Source organism: Sphingosinicella microcystinivorans (assembly GCF_027941835.1).
Classification (GTDB): Bacteria; Pseudomonadota; Alphaproteobacteria; order Sphingomonadales; family Sphingomonadaceae; genus Sphingosinicella.
Window position 1 is genome coordinate 3,967,206 of record NZ_CP116005.1, and the last position, 17,273, is coordinate 3,984,478.

Consider the following 17,273-nt stretch of genomic DNA (forward strand, 5'->3'; position numbering starts at 1 on the left):
GTGAGGGTTTCGTATGCAACTCGTGATCGTCGAATCCCCGGCGAAGGCAAAGACGATCAACAAGTACCTGGGTTCGGACTACAAGGTCCTGGCCTCCTACGGGCACGTCCGCGACCTGCCGGCGAAGGATGGATCGGTCGAGCCGGACCACGACTTCCGCATGAAATGGGAGGTCTCCGCCGACCGCTCCCGGCAGCTGAAGGAAATCGCCGACAGCGCGAAGACCGCCGATACGCTGATCCTCGCCACCGACCCCGACCGCGAGGGCGAGGCGATCAGCTGGCACCTCTACGAGCACCTGAAGGCGAAGAAGGCGCTGCCGCCGAAGGTGCAGCGCGTGACCTTCAACCAGATCACCAAGACCGCGGTGACGCAGGCGATGGCGAGCCCCCGCGAGCTGGACGCGCCGCTGATCGACGCCTACCGGGCGCGGCGGGCGCTCGACTATCTCGTCGGCTTCACGCTTTCCCCCGTGCTGTGGCGCAAGCTGCCGGGCGCGAAGTCGGCGGGGCGCGTGCAATCGGTGGCGCTGAGGCTCGTCGTGGAGCGCGAGCGCGAGATCGAGGCGTTCCGGACGCGCGAATACTGGACGGTGGACGGCCAGTTCCAGACCGCGACCGGACAGGCGTTCACGGCGCGGCTGACGCACTGGCAGGGCAAGAAGCTCGACAAGTTCTCCCTCGGCAACGCGGCGCTGGCGAACGAGGCGCGCGCGGACGTCGCGGCGGGCGACTACGTGGTCGCGTCGGTGGAGAAGAAGCCGGTGTCGCGGAACCCGGCACCGCCGTTCACCACCTCGACGCTGCAACAGGAAGCCGCGCGCAAGCTGGGGCTTTCCGCGACGCAGACGATGCGGACCGCGCAGACGCTCTACGAAAGCGGCCTCATCACCTATATGCGGACCGACGGCGTCGACATGGCGCCGGAAGCCATTGCCGCGGCGCGCGACGTGATCGCCGAGGACTTCACGGGCCGGCACCTGCCCGAGAAGCCGCGTTTCTACACCACGAAGGCGAAGAACGCGCAGGAGGCGCACGAGGCGATCCGCCCCGTGGACATGCGGCGACGGCCCGCGAGAGCCGGGCTTTCGGGCGACGAGGCGCGGCTTTACGAACTGATCTGGAAGCGGACGCTGGCGAGCCAGATGGCGGCGGCAAACCTCGAACGCACGACCGTCGACCTCAAGGACCGGAACGGCCGCGCCGACCTCCGCGCCACCGGGCAGGTGACGGTGTTCCCCGGCTTCCTCGCGCTCTATCAGGAAACCGCCGACGATCCCGACGAGGACGAGGGCGAGGACGGCAAAAAGCTGCCGAAGATCGAGAAGGGCGACACGCCGGCGATCACCGGCGCGCACGCCGACCAGCACTTCACCGAGCCGCCCCCGCGCTACTCGGAAGCCAGCCTCGTCAAGAAGCTGGAGGAGCTCGGCATCGGACGGCCCTCCACCTACGCCTCGATCCTTCAGGTGCTGAAGGACCGCGCCTATGTGCGCGTCGAGCAGAAGCGCTTCCACCCGGAGGAGAAGGGACGGCTCGTCACCGCCTTCCTCGAACGCTTCTTCGAGCGCTACGTCAGCTACGACTTCACGGCGCTGCTGGAAGACCAGCTCGACGAGATTTCGGCGGGAAGCATCGACTGGACGGCGGTGCTGCGCGACTTCTGGAAGGACTTCCAGCCGAAGACCGCCGAGATCCTCGACCTCAAACCCTCCGAGGTGACGACGGCGCTCGACGCGTTCCTCGAGCCGCTGCTGTTCCCCGACACGGGCGACGGCAAGGACCCGCGCCAGTGCCCCGTCTGCGGCAACGGGCGGCTGAGCCTCAAGACCGGCAAGTTCGGCGCGTTCGTCGGCTGCTCCAACTACCCCGAGTGCCGCTACACGCGGCCTTTCGCGAGCGAGAACGGGAACGGCAACGGCACGGGCGAAGGCGGCGACCAGCCGCGCCTGCTGGGCGAGGACGCGGGCGAGCCGATCACGATCCGCTCCGGCCGCTTCGGCCTGTTCATCCAGCGCGGCGACGGCGAGAAGCCACCGCGCGCCTCGATCCCCAAGGACGTCGACGCCGCGACCATCGAACTCGACATGGCGGTGAAGCTGCTCGCGCTGCCGCGCGAGGTGGGCACGCACCCGGAGACGGGCCTGCCGATCACCGCCTCGATCGGGCGCTACGGCCCGTACCTCGCGCATGACGGCAAGTACGCGCGGCTGTCCTCCACGGCCGAGGTCTTCGAGATCGGCATGAACGCCGCCGTCGTGAAGCTCGCCGAGCAGAAGAAGGGCTTCGAGCGCAAGGCCCCGGCCGCGCTCAAGGACCTCGGCGCGCACCCGACATCGGGCGCGGCGATCCGGGTGATGGACGGGCGCTACGGCCCCTACGTGACCGACGGCACCACGAATGCGACGCTGCCCAAGGGCACCGACCCGCAGGCGCTGACGCTGGAAGCCGCCGCCGCGCTGATCGCCGAGAAGGCCGCCAAGGGCCCGGCGAAGGGCAAGGGCGGGCGGAGGGCGCCCGCGAAGAAAGCCCCGGCGAAGAAGAAGGCGGCGAAGTAGCGGCGATGAGCGAGCGCTTCGAACGGCACCGGCAGCCCTGGACGGCCGCCGAGATCGACAAGCTGCATACGCTGGCCAAGAAGGGTATGCCGCTGAAGGCCATCGCGAAGGCGCTGACCCGCAGCGAAGAATCGGTGAAGGACCGCGCGAAGGCGGACGGGCTCAGTATCGCGCGGTTGCGGTAGCGCGGACGCGGGGACATTCGGGCTGTGCGTCCCTCGACTTCGCTCGGGATGAAATCCCTTTGTAGCCGGTAAACACGTGCATCATCCCGAACGAAGTCGAGGGACGCACCTGAGGGCACGCCTTTCTATTCCAGATACCGCCCCACATCCATCCGCTGATGCAGGACGCGAACCACGATGATTTCGCTCTCCGGCTCGCGATAAAAGACGAGATGCGAGCCGACCGCGTACTTGAGATATGCGCCGGGAACACCGGCGGCGCGGCCTGATCGCTCGCCGCTGCCGAGCTTTTCGAACGCAGCAGCGAAACCGGCGTGATGGTCCTCCGCCTGCATGAGCGACCAGCGCTCCGCCGTGTAGGTGAAAATGTCTTCGAGATCGGCTTCGGCGCGCGGCGTCAGGCGAAAACCGCCGCGCCTACCCGCCATGCCGGGCGCGCATCCGGTTCAGGAAGGCGGTGTTGTCGAACGGGCGCGGCTCGCCCGATGCCTCGCCCTCGGCAAGCGCAGCCTGCAGCGCGCGTACTCTTGCCTCGCGCTCTTCGAGAAGGCGCAATCCTGCGCGCACCACGTCGCTTGCCGAGCCATAGCGACCGCTGCTGACCTGCGTCTCGATGAAGCCGCTGAAATGATCGCCGAGCGAGATTGACGTGTTTCGTGCCATGACGCCTCCAATAGTACCAATATATACCAAAATCCGGTAATTCCAATAAGCTTGACCCTCCCCCTCCCGCCCGCCACATAGGCGCCGCGAGGCCACGTCCTCCCCCTTCACGGGTTTCAGGTCCGGGACGGCCCGGCTCTTTTGGAGAGGAGAGCCGTCATGGCTTGGGTGTATCTCGGAATCGCGGGGCTGCTGGAGGTGGTCTGGGCCTTCGCGATGAAGCAGTCGGACGGGTTCACGCGCCTGACGCCCAGCATCGTCACCATCGTCGCGATGATCGCGAGCTTCGCCCTGCTGTCCATCTCCATGAAGTCGCTGCCGCTCGGCACCGCCTATACGGTGTGGACGGGGATCGGGGCCGTGGGCGCGTTCCTTGCGGGCGTCGCGGTGCTCGGCGAAAGCGTCAGCCCGATGCGGGTGCTGGCCGCCGCGCTGATCGTCGGCGGGCTCGTGCTGATGAAGCTTTCGACGCGGTAAGGGCTTGCCGCCGGAGGCGCGAGGCCCGACATGAGGGGAAATGGCGAAACGTCCCTCCCCCGGCCTCCCCACCCGCGAACAGATTCTGGCTTTCGTTGAAGACTCGGCCTCGCCTGTCGGCAAGCGCGAGATCGCCAAGGCGTTCGGACTGACCGCGCAGGACAAGATCCTGCTGAAGGCGCTGCTCAAGGACATGGCGAACGAAGGCCTGCTCGAAACGGGTGCGGGGCGGGCCTTTCACAAGGGCGGCGGGCTGCCGAAGGTGACGGTGCTGAAGATCGTCGGCGTCGAGGGCGGACGCGCGGTCGCGGTGCCGGAAGGCTGGACGCACGAGACGCCCGCGCCGAAGGTGCGCGTTGTCGAAGGACGCAAGCGCGCGGCGCTGGCCGTGGGCGACCGCATCCTCGCGCGCATCGAGGAGACCGGGCGCGGACACCTCGCGCACGTGATGAAGAAGATCGGCGCGTCGTCCGAAGACGCGCTGCTCGGCGTGCTGCGGCGCGATGCCTCGGGCTGGTTCCTCGTGCCAACCGACAAGCGCCTGCGCTTCGACCTCAAGATCACCGACATCGGCGAGGCGGACGCGGGCGACCTCGTGCTCGCCGAGCAATCGGGGCGCGGGGCGCGGGCGACGGGGCGCGTCGTGCAGCGGCTTGGCGACCCGATGGCGCCGCGCAGCTTCTCTCTGATCGCCATCCACGAAAAGGGCATCCCGCACACGTTCTCGGGCGAGGCGCTCACCGAAGCGGAGAAAGCGGCGAAGCTGCCGCTCGGGCCGCGCGAGGACCTGCGCGACCTGCCGCTCCTCACCATCGACCCCGCCGACGCGCGCGACCACGACGACGCCGTGTGGGCGGCGGCGGACGACGACCCCGGCAATCCCGGCGGCTTCAAGGCCATCGTCGCCATCGCCGACGTCAGCTTCTACGTGCGCCCCGGCACCGCCGTCGACCGCGAGGCGCGCGAGCGGGGCAACAGCGTCTACTTCCCGGACCGGGTGGTACCGATGCTGCCCGAGGCGCTCTCGACGGACGCCTGCTCGCTGAACGCGAACGCGGACAAGGCCGTGCTCGCCTGCCACCTGACCATCGCGGCGGACGGCGCGGTGCGCGACTGGCGTTTCAGCCGCGCGGTGATGCACGGCGTCGCCAATCTCGCCTACGAGACGGTGCAGGACGCGATCGACGGCAAGATCGAGCACGACCTGACCGAAAGCGTGCTGCGGCCGCTGTGGGCGGCGTGGCAGGCGCTCAAAGCCGCGCGCGACAAGCGCGACCCGCTGGCGCTCAACATGCCGGAGCGGCGCGTCGTCCTCGACGAGAAAGGCCGCATCGCCGAAATCCGCGTGCGCGAGCCGCTCCCGGCGCACCAGCTCATCGAGGATTTCATGATCGCGGCGAACGTCGCGGCGGCGAAGGCGCTGGAGGCGAAGACCTCGCCGGTCGTGTACCGCGTCCACGAACGGCCGAGCCGCGAGAAGCTGGTGGCGCTCGGCGACTATGTGAAGGCGCTCGGGCTCAGCCTGTCACTGGGGCAGGTGGTGACGCCGACGACCTTCAACCGCCTGCTGGCGCGGATCGACGACCCGGCGCTGCTGGAGCAGGTTTCCGAGCAGGTGCTGCGCAGCCAGGCGCAGGCCTTCTACGGCACCGACAACCTCGGCCACTTCGGCCTCGCGCTCGGCAGCTACGCGCACTTCACCTCGCCGATCCGGCGCTATTCGGACACGCTCGTCCACCGGGCGCTGGTGCGCGCGTACAGGCTCGGCGACGGCGGCCTCACCGACGAGGAGATGCGCGCCCTCCCCCGCACCGCCGAGCATATCTCGATGACCGAGCGGCGCGCGATGGAGGCGGAGCGCGACACCATCGACCGCTACGTGGCGGCGTATCTGGCGGCGCAGGTGGGGCAGATCGTGCGCACGCGGATCAGCGGCGTGACGCGCTTCGGGCTGTTCGCGAGCGTCGAGGGCGTGGGCGGCGACGGGCTGATCCCCATGTCGATGCTGGGCGCCGAGCGTTTCCACTTCGACGAGGGCACCAAGACCATCGAGGGGCTGACGACGGGCGTCACCTACCATGTCGGGCAGCGGCTGGACCTCAGGCTCGCCGACGCGAACCCGATCAGCGGCGCGTTGCGCTTCGAGTTTCCTGATGGGCCGATGCCGCGCGGAGGGCGCAGACCCGCGCCGCAGCGCAAGGGGCGGCCGCCGCTGCCGAAGGGCGCGGGCAAGGTGCGACGGAAACGGTAGGTGCGTCCCTCGCCGTTCAGGCCGCGTCGAGCAGGCGGAACATGCGGTCGAGGCGCGGCTGGAGCGTGGTGACGTTCGCCGGGGTTTCCTCGGCAGCGTGGACCTCGGCCGCGAAATCGTTGAAGCCGAAGGCCTTGGCGAGGCCCTTCAGCGAATGCAGCTGCCGCCGCACTTCGCCGTAGCTGCCCGCGAGCAGCAGGAGCTGGATGTCCTCCAGCTTGTCGGACAGCTCCTGATGCAGCGATTCGAAGTCTTCGTCGATCATGCGGGGGAGAATCGCGCAAAGTCGTTAGGAGGCGGTTAAACACGCCCGCGCTTGACTCGCGCTTGACTTGGGAGCCCGTTTTCGGCATTAGCCCCGCCCGTAAGCGCGGCGCAAAGACGCCGCGTTCTTTTTTGAACCGCAAAAGATCAAGCGCAAGGACTGCCGCGCCATGGCCAAACCAACGACCGTCAAGATCAAGCTCGTCAGCTCGGCCGACACCGGCTTCTTCTACGTGACGAAGAAGAACCCGCGCACGCAGACCGAGAAGCTCTCCTTCCGCAAGTACGATCCCGTCGCGCGCAAGCACGTCGAGTTCAAGGAAGCCAAGATCAAGTAAGCCCGGCCGCCCGGCGCCGCGTCAGGCGTATTGGCGGACGGTTTCGATAAAGCGCATCACCGAGATCGGCTTGGCGATATACGCCTCGCAGCCGCCGGCCTTGATGCGCTCCTCGTCCCCCTTCATCGCGAAGGCGGTGACGGCGACGACCGGAATGCCGCTCAGTTCCTCGTCGCTTTTCAGCCAGCCGGTCACTTCGAGTCCCGAGACCTCGGGCAACTGTATGTCCATGAGGATGAGGTCGGGGCGGTCGGCACGCACCAGATCGGGCACGCTGCGCCCGTCGCGCGTCTTCATCGTGCGATAGCCGTGCGCTTCCAGAAGGTCGCAGAACAGCTTCATGTTGAGGTCGTTATCCTCGACGACGAGGACGGTTTTCTGCATGGTCCCCTCTTCGCAAGCCCTGCCGCGCATAATAGCCCCGCGAACCGGCCTGCCGAACAATCGCCTTGGCGAATGGTTGATACAATCCTAATTGTCCAGAGTTAATGACCTCTTACCAAACAGTCCCGACGCGCGAGGAGGCCGAAGTGATGGCGCTGCACGCCCTGGCGTGGATCGCGGGCGACGAACGGCTCGGGCCGCGCCTGCTGGCGCTGACCGGCCTCGACGCGGAAACGCTGCGGCAGCGGGCGGGCAGCCCCGAGGTGCTGGGCGCGACGCTCGACTTCCTCGCCGCGCACGAGGCCGACCTCATCGCCTGCGCCGAGGCGATCGGCACCGCGCCGCCGCGCCTCGCCGCCGCGCGCGAGGCGCTGGCGCGATGACGAAGCCCCTGCTCATCTGCGACTGCGACGAGGTGCTGCTGCACTTCGCGGGACCGTTCCGGACCTACCTCGACGAGGCGCACGCGCTCGAACTCAACTTCGAGAGCTTCGCGCTGTCCGGCAACATCCGCCGCAAGGCGGACGGCAGCCTCGTCGAACGGGGGGACATCCGCACCCTCGTCGACGGCTTCTTCGCAAGCGCGATGGAGGGCCAGCCCGTCGTCGAGGGCGCGGTCGAGGCATTGGCCACGCTTTCCGGCCACTACGAGATCGTCATCCTCACCAACATCCGCGACGTCTACCGCGACCGTCGCCGCGCGCAGATCGCGGCGCTGGGGATGCCGTTCCCGGTCTACGTGAACGACGGGCCGAAAGGCCCCGCCGTCACCACGCTGATGCGCGAGCACGGCCGCGACGCCGCCGTGTTCATCGACGACTTGCCGCCGCACCACAGTTCGGTAAAGCGGGACGCGCCGCACGTGCACCGGCTGCACATGGTCGCCGATCCGGAGCTGAGGCCCCTGATACGGGCCGCAGACGACGCGCACGCGCGGATCGACACATGGTCGCAGGCGTTACCGTACCTGATCCGGCAGGCGGCGCCCTGACGAACCGACCCGAAACGCAACGAAGGGGAATCTCCACTCATGAGTATCGAAGCGCGCCTCGCCGAGCTGGGAATCACGCTGCCGAAGGCTGCCGCGCCCGCCGCCAACTATGTGCCGACGGTGCTGCACGGGAACACGCTCTACATTTCCGGCCAGATCCCGTTCCGCGCAGACGGGACGCTGGTGCTCGGCCGCCTCGGCGAGGACATGGACGTTCCGGCCGGACAGGCGGCGGCGCGGCTCTGCGGCATCGGCATCCTCGCGCAGGCCGAGGCCGCGCTCGGCAGCCTCGACCGCATCGAGCGCGTGCTGAAGCTCGGCGCGTTCGTTTCGAGCACGGCGAATTTCTATGACCAGCCGAAGGTTGCCAACGGATGCAGCGACCTTATGGTCGAGGTCCTGGGAGACGCGGGGCGGCACGCGCGCAGCGCGGTCGGCGTTCCTGCCCTGCCGCTCGGTGTCGCCGTCGAGGTCGATGCCGTGATTGCTGTGAAGGCCTGATACGGAAACCGCCGCTTGCGAACATCGCCCCGCGATCTCGACTTCATCACGCGCCAGCCCTTCGCGCACAGGGGGCTCCACGGCGCGAAGGGCGTGCCCGAGAACAGCAGGGCGGCGTTCGAGCGCGCCATCGCGGCGGGCCACGGCATCGAGCTCGACGTCCGGCTGACTGCGGACAAGGACGCGGTGGTGTTCCACGACGCCGAGCTGCCGCGCCTCGTCAACGCGGGCGGGCGCATCGCCGACCTGACGGTGGGCGAACTCGGCGCGTTCCGCCTTGCCGGGACCGACGAGCCGATCCGCACGCTCCGCGAGGTGCTGAGCGAGATCGGCGGCCGCACGCCGACGCTGGTGGAGGTGAAGTCGCCGGGGCGGCGCGGGCACGGCAGCCTTTGCCGGGCGGTGCGCCGGGCGCTGGAAGGCGCGAACGGCTGGACGGCGGTGATGTCGTTCGATCCGCGCATCGTGCACTGGTTCCGCGAGCACAGCCCGCAGACCGTGCGCGGCCTCGTCGTCACCAGGGAGGGGCGCGGCAACGCGGGGCCGCGCGGCTGGCTTTCGCGCAACCTCGCCGTCCGCGCCGCGCGGCCGCACTTCATCGCCTGCGACATCAGGGCGTTGCCCTTCGGCTTCGCCGCGCGTCAGCGCCGCAAGGGCCGCCCCGTGCTGACATGGACCGTGCGGGACGACGAGGAGCGCGCGCGCGCCGCAGCGAACGCCGACCAGATCATCTTCGAGGACCTGCCGGAACACGCATGATGCGGGGTGCGTCCCTCGACTTCGCTCGGGATGATAATCGTAGAGTGAAAAAGTCTTTCATCCCGAGCGAAGTCGAGGGACGCACCGCCTGATATGACGGGACAACCCACAACCTTCCGCATCGTCACCTCGGCCGCCGACATCCCCGCGGAGGCGTGGAACGCCTGCGCCGGGGACGACAACCCGTTCACGCTGCACGCCTTCATCGGCGCGCTCGAGGAATCGGGAAGCGCGGTCGCCGCGGCGGGGTGGCAGGCGGCGCACGCCGTGCTGGAGGACGCGGACGGCGGCATCCTCGGCATCGCGCCCGCCTATGCGAAGTCGCACTCGCAGGGCGAGTACGTGTTCGACCACGGCTGGGCGGACGCGTTCGAGCGCGCGGGCGGGCGCTATTACCCCAAGTACCAGATGGCGGTGCCGTTCACGCCCGCGACCGGCCCGCGCCTGCTGCTGAAGGACGTGAACCATGCCCCCGCGCTGATCGCGGGGATCGAGCAGTTCTGCGAGCGGCAGCAGATCTCGTCCGCGCACGCCACGTTCATCGCGCCGGAGCAGGTGCCGCTGTTCGCGGCGGCAGGCTGGCTCATTCGCCACACCGAGCAGTTCCACTGGCACAACGCCGGATACGGCAGCTTCGAGGATTTCCTCGGCAGCCTCGCCTCGCGCAAGCGCAAGACCATCCGCCGCGAGCGGCGGGAGGCGGCGGAGGCGGGCCTCCGCATCGTGGCGCTCTCCGGCGCGGACATAAGCGAGGCGCACTGGGACGCGTTCTGGGCCTTCTACCAGGACACCGGCAGCCGCAAGTGGGGCCGCCCCTACCTGACGCGCGCCTTCTTCAGCCTGATCGGCGCGCGCATGGCGGAGCGCGTGCTGCTGGTGCTGGCGATGGACGGCGACACGCCCGTCGCGGGCGCGCTCAACTTCATCGGCGGGGACTGCCTCTACGGGCGGTACTGGGGCGCGGTGCGCGACCTGCCCTTCCTGCATTTCGAGCTGTGCTACTACCGGGCCATCGACCATGCGATCGCGCATGGCCTCGCCCGCGTCGAGGCGGGCGCGCAGGGGCCGCACAAGCTCGCGCGCGGCTATGTGCCCGTGGTGACGACCTCGGCGCATTACATCCGGCATCCGGGCCTCAGGCGCGCGATCGAGGACTACCTCGCCCGCGAGCGCCCGGCGATCGCCGCCGACATCGGCGCGATGGAGGCGTTCACCCCCTACCGGCGGGGTTCATCATAGAGCCGGGCGCAGGCGCGGCCCGCCTGCTTCGCCGCGTAGAGCGCGACGTCGGCGGCCTTGACGAGATCGGCGGCGCTGCCGGCATGATCGGGATAGAGCGCGACGCCGACGCTTGCCGTGCTTTCGCTCGGATCGTCGCCGCCCGTCGTCCCCGCAGGAATCGCCTGCGCCGCGAGCGCCATCACCTCCTCGCCGTGCCGCGCGGCATCGGGAACGATGATCGCGAACTCGTCGCCGCCGAGGCGCGCGACCGAGGCGCCGGCGAACGCCTCGCGCAGGCGCCGGGCCGCGCGGCGCAGCAGCGCGTCGCCCGCATCGTGGCCGAAACCGTCGTTGACGGCCTTGAAGTGATCGAGATCGACGAGCATCAGCGCCATGCGGCCGCCGCCCGCGTCCGTCTCCCGCATCGCGGCGAGCAGCAGCTCCTGAAAGCGGCCGCGGTTCGGAAGCTCGGTCAGCACGTCGTGCGCGGCGAGCCAGCGCAGGCGGTCGTCGCGCTCGCGCTGCTCGGTCATGTCGGTGCGCGTGCCGATCATGCGCAGCGCGCGGCCGTTGGCATCGCGCTCCACGACGCGGCCGCGCTCGGAAACCCAGACCCAGCCGCCGTCGCGGCGGCGCAGGCGATGCTCGAGGTTCACCATCGGCTGCTCGCCCTTCAGGCAGGCGATCATCGCGCGGTAAAGCTCAGCGAGGTCGTCCGGGTGCACATACTCCGCGATGCCGGCGGCATGGCCCTGCACCTCGCCGCTCGCATAGCCCTGAATCGCGAGCGCGCTGCCGCTGAGCCAGACCTCGCCCGACGCGATGTCCCAGTCCCACACACCGACACGCGTGCCGTCGAGCGCAAGCGAAAGGCGGGTTTCCAGCCCTTGCAGCGCCTCGGTCGCGGCGCGGCGCTCGCTGACGTCGATGACGGCGCCGACATAGCCGTCGCAGCGGCCGAGCTCATCGAACTTGGGAGCGCCGATGTTGAGCACCCACGCGCTCGACCCGTCCGACTTCAGGATGCGATATTCGACCGCGAACCGTTCCTGACGTTCCGAGGCGCGGAGAATCTCGCCCGGCACGGAGAGGCGATCCTCCTCGTGCATGGTGAGCGTCCAGTTCTCGAGCTGATCGGGCCGGGTGCCGGTGATCGCGTACCAGCTGTCGCTGACGAAGCTGATGCGGCGGTCCGCATCCGACATCCAGATGACGACGGGCAGGGACGCCGAAAATTGCCTGAGCTGGGTCTCGTAGCGCTTGCGGAGCGCCGTCTCGCGCGCCAGCTCGGCGCGCAGCGCCAGAATCTCGTCTTCACGCGACTCGGAAGCCTGCGATGGAAATGCTTTGATTTCCGATACTTTTCCAGACAACCGCGTCGCCAAGGCGCAAGTCCCCCTGCTGTTCACGACAGCAGGCATAGCAAACGGCCATTTCGCTTTTATTTGCAAGCCCGAAGCGCCTGAATCCGCGGGCTTTCCGTGATTCGGCGCAGCGCTAGTGGCGCGTCTGCATCAGGAATGCGCGGGCCTCGCGCTGCGCCGCGGCGACCTCGGCGGGCGTCATCGACGCCGCGACCTCGCTGCGGTCGAGTTGCGCGCGCTCGTCGCCGGACATGGCGGCGAGGTTGAACCACTTGTGCGCTTCCACGAGATCGACCTCGAGGCCGTTGCGGCCGACCGCATAGGCGACACCGAGTTCGTAGAACGCGTCCGGCTGGCCGGCCATCGCCGCCGCCATCTGCGCGTGGAGAAACCGGACTTCACTGACTGGATGACTTGCCATTTGAAAATCCCCCTCAACGGGAGGAGATTTGGCGCAGCTTGTTCAAGAAATGGTTAACGCCGGAAACGGCGAAAATCTCGTGGAATCAACCGAACAGCGAAGTGGTCCGCCGGAACGCGAAGGCCTCCTGCCGGCCGCTGCGGTCAAGCCGGACGCGGCCGGACGGCATGGTGACGACGGCGCGGGTGCCCCGGCCCGTCTCTTGGCCCGGCCCCCGGCCCGGTGACGACAGCAGCTTGAAGCTCCCCTCGTGGAGCTCGGTGAGCGCCTTGACGAGCGGCAGGCCGAGACCGCTGCCGGCGAGCATCCCCTTGTCGTCGCTCCCGCGCGCGAACGGCTTCATCGCCGTCTCGATCGCGCGCGGCGACATGCCGGGGCCGTTGTCGCGCACCTCGATGAGCATACGGTCGGCGCGGTCGACGCGCGCGGCGATGGTGAGCCTCACCTTCTCGCCGCCGTACTTGAGCGCGTTGCCCGCGAGGTTGACGAGGATCTGGCGGAGCATCCGCGCGTCGGCGTGGAGGCGCGGCAGGTCCGCGGGCATCTCGATGGCGACGCTCGCGCCGCGCGCCTCCGCCATCGTCGCGAGCATACGAAGCACGGACGCGGCGAGCTGCCGCACGTCGACCTCGGTTTCGTCGAGCGGCGCGGCGTCCGCCTCGATGCGGGCGAGGTCGAGGATGGAATCGAGCGTCGAGAGCATTCCCTGCGCGGCTTCCCAGATCACGGCGTTCTGGCTGGCGGCGGCGTGCGTGCGGCCGCTTTGCAGGCCGAGCGCGACCAGCTCGCTGTAGCCGGTGATCGCGTTGATCGGCGTTTTCAGCTCGTGGCTGAGGTTGGCGGCGAGCATCCGCCGGTCGCGGCGCAGGCGGCGCACCTCGTCGCGCGCGGCGCGGGCCTCGCGATCCCCGGCCTCGACGGCGCGGGCAAGCGCCTGCGCAAGGCGCGGACCGGAAACGCGCCCGACCGGCTCCGACCCGATCACCACGGCGACCCCGCCCGTGAGGCAGAGCGCGATGTCGGGGCGGGCGAGCAGCTCGGCGGGCCGGGCCGAGGCGTCGACCGCCCGGCCGGGAAGTTCGCCCCCCGGCGGCTCCATGACGTCCGTCAGCCAGTCCTGCATCGAGAATGCTCCGCTGCAAACGGCCGGAATCCTGCACGATCGAGGGTATCCGCCGGGCTCCCTGCAACGGCGTTAATAGTTATTGAGAATTCCTAATGAAAAGTTAACGCGGGCGCTTTCAGACGGTTTCGACGGCCAGATTGTCGATAAGGCGCGTCGAACCGACCCGGACCGCCGACAGGATACGCGCCGGGCGTTCGAGCGACGCGGCGGGCGCCAGCGTTTCCGCGTCGCGAAGCGCGACATAGTCGGGCACGAGTCCCGCCGCGCGCAGCGCCGCGTCCGCCTCGGCAAGCGCGGCTTCGATCGCCGACCCGGCGCGGATCGCGTCGCGCGCCGCCATCAGCGTCTTCGGGAACAGCGCGGCGCGGGCGCGCTCCTCCGCCGAGAGGTAGGCGTTGCGCGACGACAGGGCGAGGCCGTCCGCCTCGCGCACCGTGGGCACGCCGACGATCTCGGTGGCGATGTCGAGGTCGGCGGCCATGCGGCGGACGGTGAGGAGCTGCTGGTAGTCCTTCTCGCCGAACATGGCGAAATCGGCCCCGGCCTGATTCAGCAGCTTCGCGACCACGGTCGCGACGCCGTCGAAGTGGCCGGGCCGGTGCGCACCGTCCAGCTCGGCGGTGAGGCCGGAGACATGGACGCTGCTGGCGAAGCCCGCCGGGTACATCTCCTCGACGGCGGGCGCGAACAAGAGGCGGCACCCTGCCCCGGCAAGCGCCGCCGCGTCCTCCGCCTCGCGGCGCGGATAGCGGGAGAAATCCTCGTTCGGGCCGAACTGCGTCGGGTTCACGAAGATGCTGGCGATCACCCTGTCGGCACGGGCGAGCCCTGCGGCCACCAGCGCCAGATGCCCGGCATGGAGCGCGCCCATCGTCGGCACCAGCGCGACGCTGTGCCCCGCCGCCTGCCACTCGCGCACGCGCGCGCGTAACGCCGCGACCGTCCGCACGGTTTCGAAAGCCTCCGGAATCTTGCCTCTCCTCGATTGACTCCCCGGCGCCCGTGAATGAAACAGTCCGCCATCAAGCGGAATCCAGCCATCGGGGGCGCGTTCGTTTATGGCCAAAGCCCATGTCATCGTTCTTGGCAATGAAAAAGGCGGGACCGGCAAGTCCACGACCGCGGTCCACATCGCCGTCGCGCTGATGCACAGCGGCCGCAAGGTCGCCGCCATCGACCTCGATCTGCGGCAGCGCACCTTCACGCGCTACATGGAGAACCGCCAGAGCTTCTCGGACGGGCACGGCCTCGGCCTCAAGACGCCGCGGCTTCAGGTGATCGACGACAACGACAGCCACGGCGAGACGCTGCTGCGCACCACGCTCGACGCGTGGTCGCCGGTGGTGGACGTGATCGTGGTCGACACGCCGGGCCGCGACAGCTCCCTGTCGCGCGTCGCGCTCGGCCGCGCCGACACGCTGATCACGCCGATGAACGACAGCTTCGTCGATTTCGACCTCATCGGGCAGGTCGACCCCGACACGTTCAAGGTGAAGCGCCCGAGCTTCTACGCCGAGCTGATCTGGGACGCGCGCAAGGCCCGCGCCAAGACGGACGGCGGATCGGTGGACTGGGTGGTGGTGCGGAACCGCATGTCCTCGCTCGCCGCGAAGAACATGATCCGCGTCGGCGGCGCGCTCGACGAGCTTTCCAAGCGCATCGGCTTCCGCATCGCGCCCGGCCTTTCCGAGCGCGTCATCTACCGCGAGCTCTTCCCGCGCGGGCTGACGCTGCTCGACATCGGCGTCATCGACGACGTCAACATGAGCCACATCGCCGCGCGCAACGAGCTGCGCGAACTCGTCAGCAGCCTCTCCATACCCGAGACCGAGGAAGCGCAGAGCCTCGCCAGTTGATGGGCATCGTCCTTGCCCTCGCGGCGGGAGCCCTTGCCGCACTGTGGTACACGGGCGCGCTGACCCCGGCGCGGCTGCGCTGGATCGGCATCGTTGCCGCGGGAGGCGTGGCGCTGCGCCTGATGCTGACCGGACAATGGCTCGGCGCGCTGACCGTCGCGGGCGTGGCCGCGTGGCTGGTGCTGGACCGCCGCCCCCGCACCGCCACGGGTATGACGGCGGAGGAAGCCGGGCGGCTGCTCGGCCTCGCGCCGGAAGCGAACGCCGTCGAGATCAACGCGGCGTGGCGGCGGATGATCGCCGAAGCCCATCCGGACAGGGGCGGCAGCGCCGACGCCTCGGCACGCATCAACGCGGCGCGGGATACGCTCCTGAAACATCTTCGCACTACGGGGCGTTGAGGCGATAGTTTCGCGATTCTCACAGCAAGGGCAGCATCTTGGACCGGCACGACTTCCACCCGACCTCGCTTCGGGAATACGACATCCGCGGCATCATCGGCGAAACGCTGGGCGAGGACGACGCCTACGCCATCGGCCGCGGCTTCGGCACGCGCGTGCGCCGGGCGGGCGGGACCAAGGTCGCGGTCGGCTATGACGGCCGCCATTCCTCGCCGTCGCTGGAAGCGGCGCTGGTGCGGGGCCTCGAGGACACGGGCTGCGAGGCGCTGCGGATCGGGCTCGGGCCGACGCCGATGCTCTACTTCGCCGTGCACCACCTCGAGGCGGACGGCGGCGTGATGATCACCGGCAGCCACAACCCGCCGAACTACAACGGCTTCAAGATGATGCTGGGCCACGGGCCGTTCTACGGCGCCGACATCGCCGGGATCGGCACGATGGCGTCGGCGGGCGACTGGGAGACGGGCACGGGCTCGAACCGGACGGTGGACGTCTCGGAAGACTATGTGCAGCGGCTGCTGGAGGACGTGCCCGCGCGCGGCTTCCGCATCGCGTGGGACACCGGGAACGGCGCCGCGGGACCGATCATCGAGCGGCTGACCGCCAGGATGCCGGGCGAGCACCACCTGCTGTTCACCGACGTGGACGGCGACTTCCCGAACCACCACCCGGACCCGACCGAGGAGAAGAACCTCGTCGACCTGCGCCGCGTCGTCGCCGAACAGGGCCTCGACTTCGGCCTCGCCTTCGACGGCGACGGCGACCGCATCGGCGCCATCGACAGCACCGGCCGCATCATCTGGGGCGACCAGCTCCTGATGATCCTGGCCGAGGACGTGCTGCGCGACGTGCCGGGCGCGACCATCATCGCCGACGTGAAGGCGAGCCAGGCGCTCTACGACCGCATCGCCGACCTCGGCGGCAAGCCGCTGATGTGGAAGACCGGCCATTCGCTCATCAAGGCGAAGATGAAGGAAACCGGCGCGCCGCTCGCGGGCGAGATGAGCGGGCACATCTTCTTCGCGCACCGCTACTACGGCTTCGACGACGCGATCTATGCCGCGGTGCGGCTGATCGGCGCGGTGGACCGGAGCGGCCGGTCGCTGACGGAATTGCGCGGCGCGATGCCGGCGATGGTGAACACGCCGGAGCTGCGCTTCCCCTGCCCCGAGAGCCGCAAGTTCGCGGTGATCGACGAGGTGCTGGCGCGGCTGGAGGCGAGCGGCGCGGACGTGAACCGCACCGACGGCGCGCGCGTCAACACGCCCGACGGCTGGTGGCTGCTGCGCGCCTCCAACACGCAGGACGTGCTCGTCGCGCGGGCCGAGGCCGTCTCGCAGGACGCGCTCGACCGGCTCGTCGCGGCGATCAACGCGCAGCTTTCCGCCTCCGGCCTCGCGACTTTGACCGGACACTGAGCCGGCCTCACATTTCACTTATGTTGCAGTGCACAAAAAGCCTTGACGAGTCGGGCCGTCTTCCCTATGTTGCAGTGCAGCATAAGGTGTGCCTCT

General features: G+C 69.2%; 21 protein-coding genes. 13 read left to right on the plus strand and 8 right to left on the minus strand.

Going from position 1 to position 17,273, the window contains the following annotated elements; genetic code table 11:
• The first annotated feature begins 13 nt into the window (after positions 1 to 13).
• A complete protein-coding gene (topA, locus tag PE061_RS19155) occupies positions 14 to 2,557 on the plus strand; it encodes a type I DNA topoisomerase (RefSeq protein WP_271256804.1) in 2,544 nt (847 codons plus the stop codon).
• Between the two features lie 5 nt (positions 2,558 to 2,562).
• On the plus strand, positions 2,563 to 2,742 hold the full coding sequence (locus PE061_RS19160) for a hypothetical protein (protein WP_271256805.1): 180 nt from the start codon (positions 2,563 to 2,565) through the stop codon (positions 2,740 to 2,742).
• A 125-nt stretch (positions 2,743 to 2,867) separates the two neighbouring features.
• Here PE061_RS19160 and PE061_RS19165 read toward each other — a convergent pair whose 3' ends face one another.
• Both PE061_RS19165 and PE061_RS19170 read right to left on the minus strand, forming a co-directional pair.
• A complete protein-coding gene (locus PE061_RS19165) occupies positions 2,868 to 3,170 on the minus strand; it encodes a type II toxin-antitoxin system RelE/ParE family toxin (RefSeq protein WP_271256806.1) in 303 nt (100 codons plus the stop codon).
• Positions 3,160 to 3,405 (minus strand): type II toxin-antitoxin system ParD family antitoxin, encoded by a 246-nt coding sequence (locus PE061_RS19170; RefSeq protein WP_271256807.1) that lies wholly within the window; start codon positions 3,403 to 3,405, stop codon positions 3,160 to 3,162. The genes PE061_RS19165 and PE061_RS19170 overlap by 11 nt, the downstream gene beginning before the upstream one ends.
• Positions 3,406 to 3,564: 159 nt before the next feature.
• Here PE061_RS19170 and sugE point away from each other — a divergent pair, with 159 nt between their 5' ends.
• Positions 3,565 to 3,882, plus strand: coding sequence for a quaternary ammonium compound efflux SMR transporter SugE (gene sugE, locus PE061_RS19175; RefSeq protein ID WP_271256808.1), 318 nt, complete (start codon positions 3,565 to 3,567; stop codon positions 3,880 to 3,882).
• A 40-nt stretch (positions 3,883 to 3,922) separates the two neighbouring features.
• Positions 3,923 to 6,133, plus strand: coding sequence for a ribonuclease R (gene rnr, locus PE061_RS19180; protein WP_271256809.1), 2,211 nt, complete (start codon positions 3,923 to 3,925; stop codon positions 6,131 to 6,133).
• Positions 6,134 to 6,149: 16 nt separating this feature from the next.
• Here the strand turns inward: rnr and PE061_RS19185 are convergent, their stop codons facing one another.
• Entirely contained in the window at positions 6,150 to 6,398 is a 249-nt protein-coding gene (locus PE061_RS19185; RefSeq protein ID WP_271256810.1) for an Hpt domain-containing protein, read from the minus strand.
• A 169-nt stretch (positions 6,399 to 6,567) separates the two neighbouring features.
• Between PE061_RS19185 and rpmG the strand changes: the two genes are divergently transcribed.
• Complete coding sequence (gene rpmG / locus PE061_RS19190) at positions 6,568 to 6,735, plus strand: 50S ribosomal protein L33 (RefSeq protein WP_046348982.1); 168 nt, start codon at positions 6,568 to 6,570, stop codon at positions 6,733 to 6,735.
• Positions 6,736 to 6,756: 21 nt separating this feature from the next.
• Here the strand turns inward: rpmG and PE061_RS19195 are convergent, their stop codons facing one another.
• Positions 6,757 to 7,119 carry a response regulator gene (locus tag PE061_RS19195; RefSeq protein WP_271256811.1) on the minus strand — a complete coding sequence of 121 codons (363 nt, stop codon included), beginning with the start codon at positions 7,117 to 7,119 and terminating at the stop codon, positions 6,757 to 6,759.
• 104 nt (positions 7,120 to 7,223) lie between these two features.
• Between PE061_RS19195 and PE061_RS19200 the strand changes: the two genes are divergently transcribed.
• The 5 genes from PE061_RS19200 to PE061_RS19220 all read left to right on the plus strand — a co-directional run bounded on the left by PE061_RS19200 (position 7,224) and on the right by PE061_RS19220 (position 10,609).
• On the plus strand, positions 7,224 to 7,502 hold the full coding sequence (locus PE061_RS19200) for a DUF3572 domain-containing protein (RefSeq protein ID WP_271256812.1): 279 nt from the start codon (positions 7,224 to 7,226) through the stop codon (positions 7,500 to 7,502).
• Entirely contained in the window at positions 7,499 to 8,110 is a 612-nt protein-coding gene (locus tag PE061_RS19205) for an HAD family hydrolase (protein ID WP_271256813.1), read from the plus strand. The genes PE061_RS19200 and PE061_RS19205 overlap by 4 nt, the downstream gene beginning before the upstream one ends.
• A gap of 39 nt (positions 8,111 to 8,149) precedes the next feature.
• Positions 8,150 to 8,611, plus strand: a complete 462-nt coding sequence (locus tag PE061_RS19210) for a RidA family protein (RefSeq protein WP_271256814.1) — start codon at positions 8,150 to 8,152, stop codon at positions 8,609 to 8,611.
• Positions 8,612 to 8,626: 15 nt separating this feature from the next.
• Complete coding sequence (locus PE061_RS19215; protein ID WP_271256815.1) at positions 8,627 to 9,370, plus strand: glycerophosphodiester phosphodiesterase family protein; 744 nt, start codon at positions 8,627 to 8,629, stop codon at positions 9,368 to 9,370.
• Positions 9,371 to 9,463: 93 nt separating this feature from the next.
• A complete protein-coding gene (locus PE061_RS19220) occupies positions 9,464 to 10,609 on the plus strand; it encodes a GNAT family N-acetyltransferase (protein ID WP_271256816.1) in 1,146 nt (381 codons plus the stop codon).
• On the opposite strand, the gene PE061_RS19225 is transcribed toward PE061_RS19220, so the two are convergent.
• The 4 genes from PE061_RS19225 to panC all read right to left on the minus strand — a co-directional run bounded on the left by PE061_RS19225 (position 10,588) and on the right by panC (position 14,451).
• Entirely contained in the window at positions 10,588 to 11,964 is a 1,377-nt protein-coding gene (locus tag PE061_RS19225) for a diguanylate cyclase domain-containing protein (RefSeq protein ID WP_271256817.1), read from the minus strand. The genes PE061_RS19220 and PE061_RS19225 overlap by 22 nt on opposite strands.
• Before the next feature lie 124 nt (positions 11,965 to 12,088).
• A complete protein-coding gene (locus PE061_RS19230) occupies positions 12,089 to 12,376 on the minus strand; it encodes a hypothetical protein (RefSeq protein WP_271256818.1) in 288 nt (95 codons plus the stop codon).
• A gap of 85 nt (positions 12,377 to 12,461) precedes the next feature.
• Positions 12,462 to 13,499: a sensor histidine kinase gene (locus PE061_RS19235; protein WP_271256819.1), complete on the minus strand. Its 1,038-nt coding sequence runs from the start codon at positions 13,497 to 13,499 to the stop codon at positions 12,462 to 12,464.
• A gap of 118 nt (positions 13,500 to 13,617) precedes the next feature.
• The gene (gene panC, locus PE061_RS19240; protein WP_271256820.1) at positions 13,618 to 14,451 is read right to left on the minus strand and encodes a pantoate--beta-alanine ligase; all 834 of its coding nucleotides are present in this window, start codon (positions 14,449 to 14,451) and stop codon (positions 13,618 to 13,620) included.
• A gap of 109 nt (positions 14,452 to 14,560) precedes the next feature.
• On the opposite strand from panC, the gene PE061_RS19245 reads away from it, so the two are divergent.
• The 3 genes from PE061_RS19245 to pgmG are packed head-to-tail and all read left to right on the plus strand — an operon-like array spanning position 14,561 to position 17,177.
• Positions 14,561 to 15,358, plus strand: coding sequence for a division plane positioning ATPase MipZ (locus PE061_RS19245; RefSeq protein WP_271256821.1), 798 nt, complete (start codon positions 14,561 to 14,563; stop codon positions 15,356 to 15,358).
• Complete coding sequence (locus PE061_RS19250; RefSeq protein WP_271256822.1) at positions 15,358 to 15,759, plus strand: J domain-containing protein; 402 nt, start codon at positions 15,358 to 15,360, stop codon at positions 15,757 to 15,759. Before PE061_RS19245 ends, PE061_RS19250 begins: the two co-directional genes overlap by 1 nt.
• A 38-nt stretch (positions 15,760 to 15,797) precedes the next feature.
• Entirely contained in the window at positions 15,798 to 17,177 is a 1,380-nt protein-coding gene (pgmG, locus tag PE061_RS19255; protein ID WP_271256823.1) for a phosphoglucomutase/phosphomannomutase PgmG, read from the plus strand.
• Positions 17,178 to 17,273: the final 96 nt, after the last annotated feature.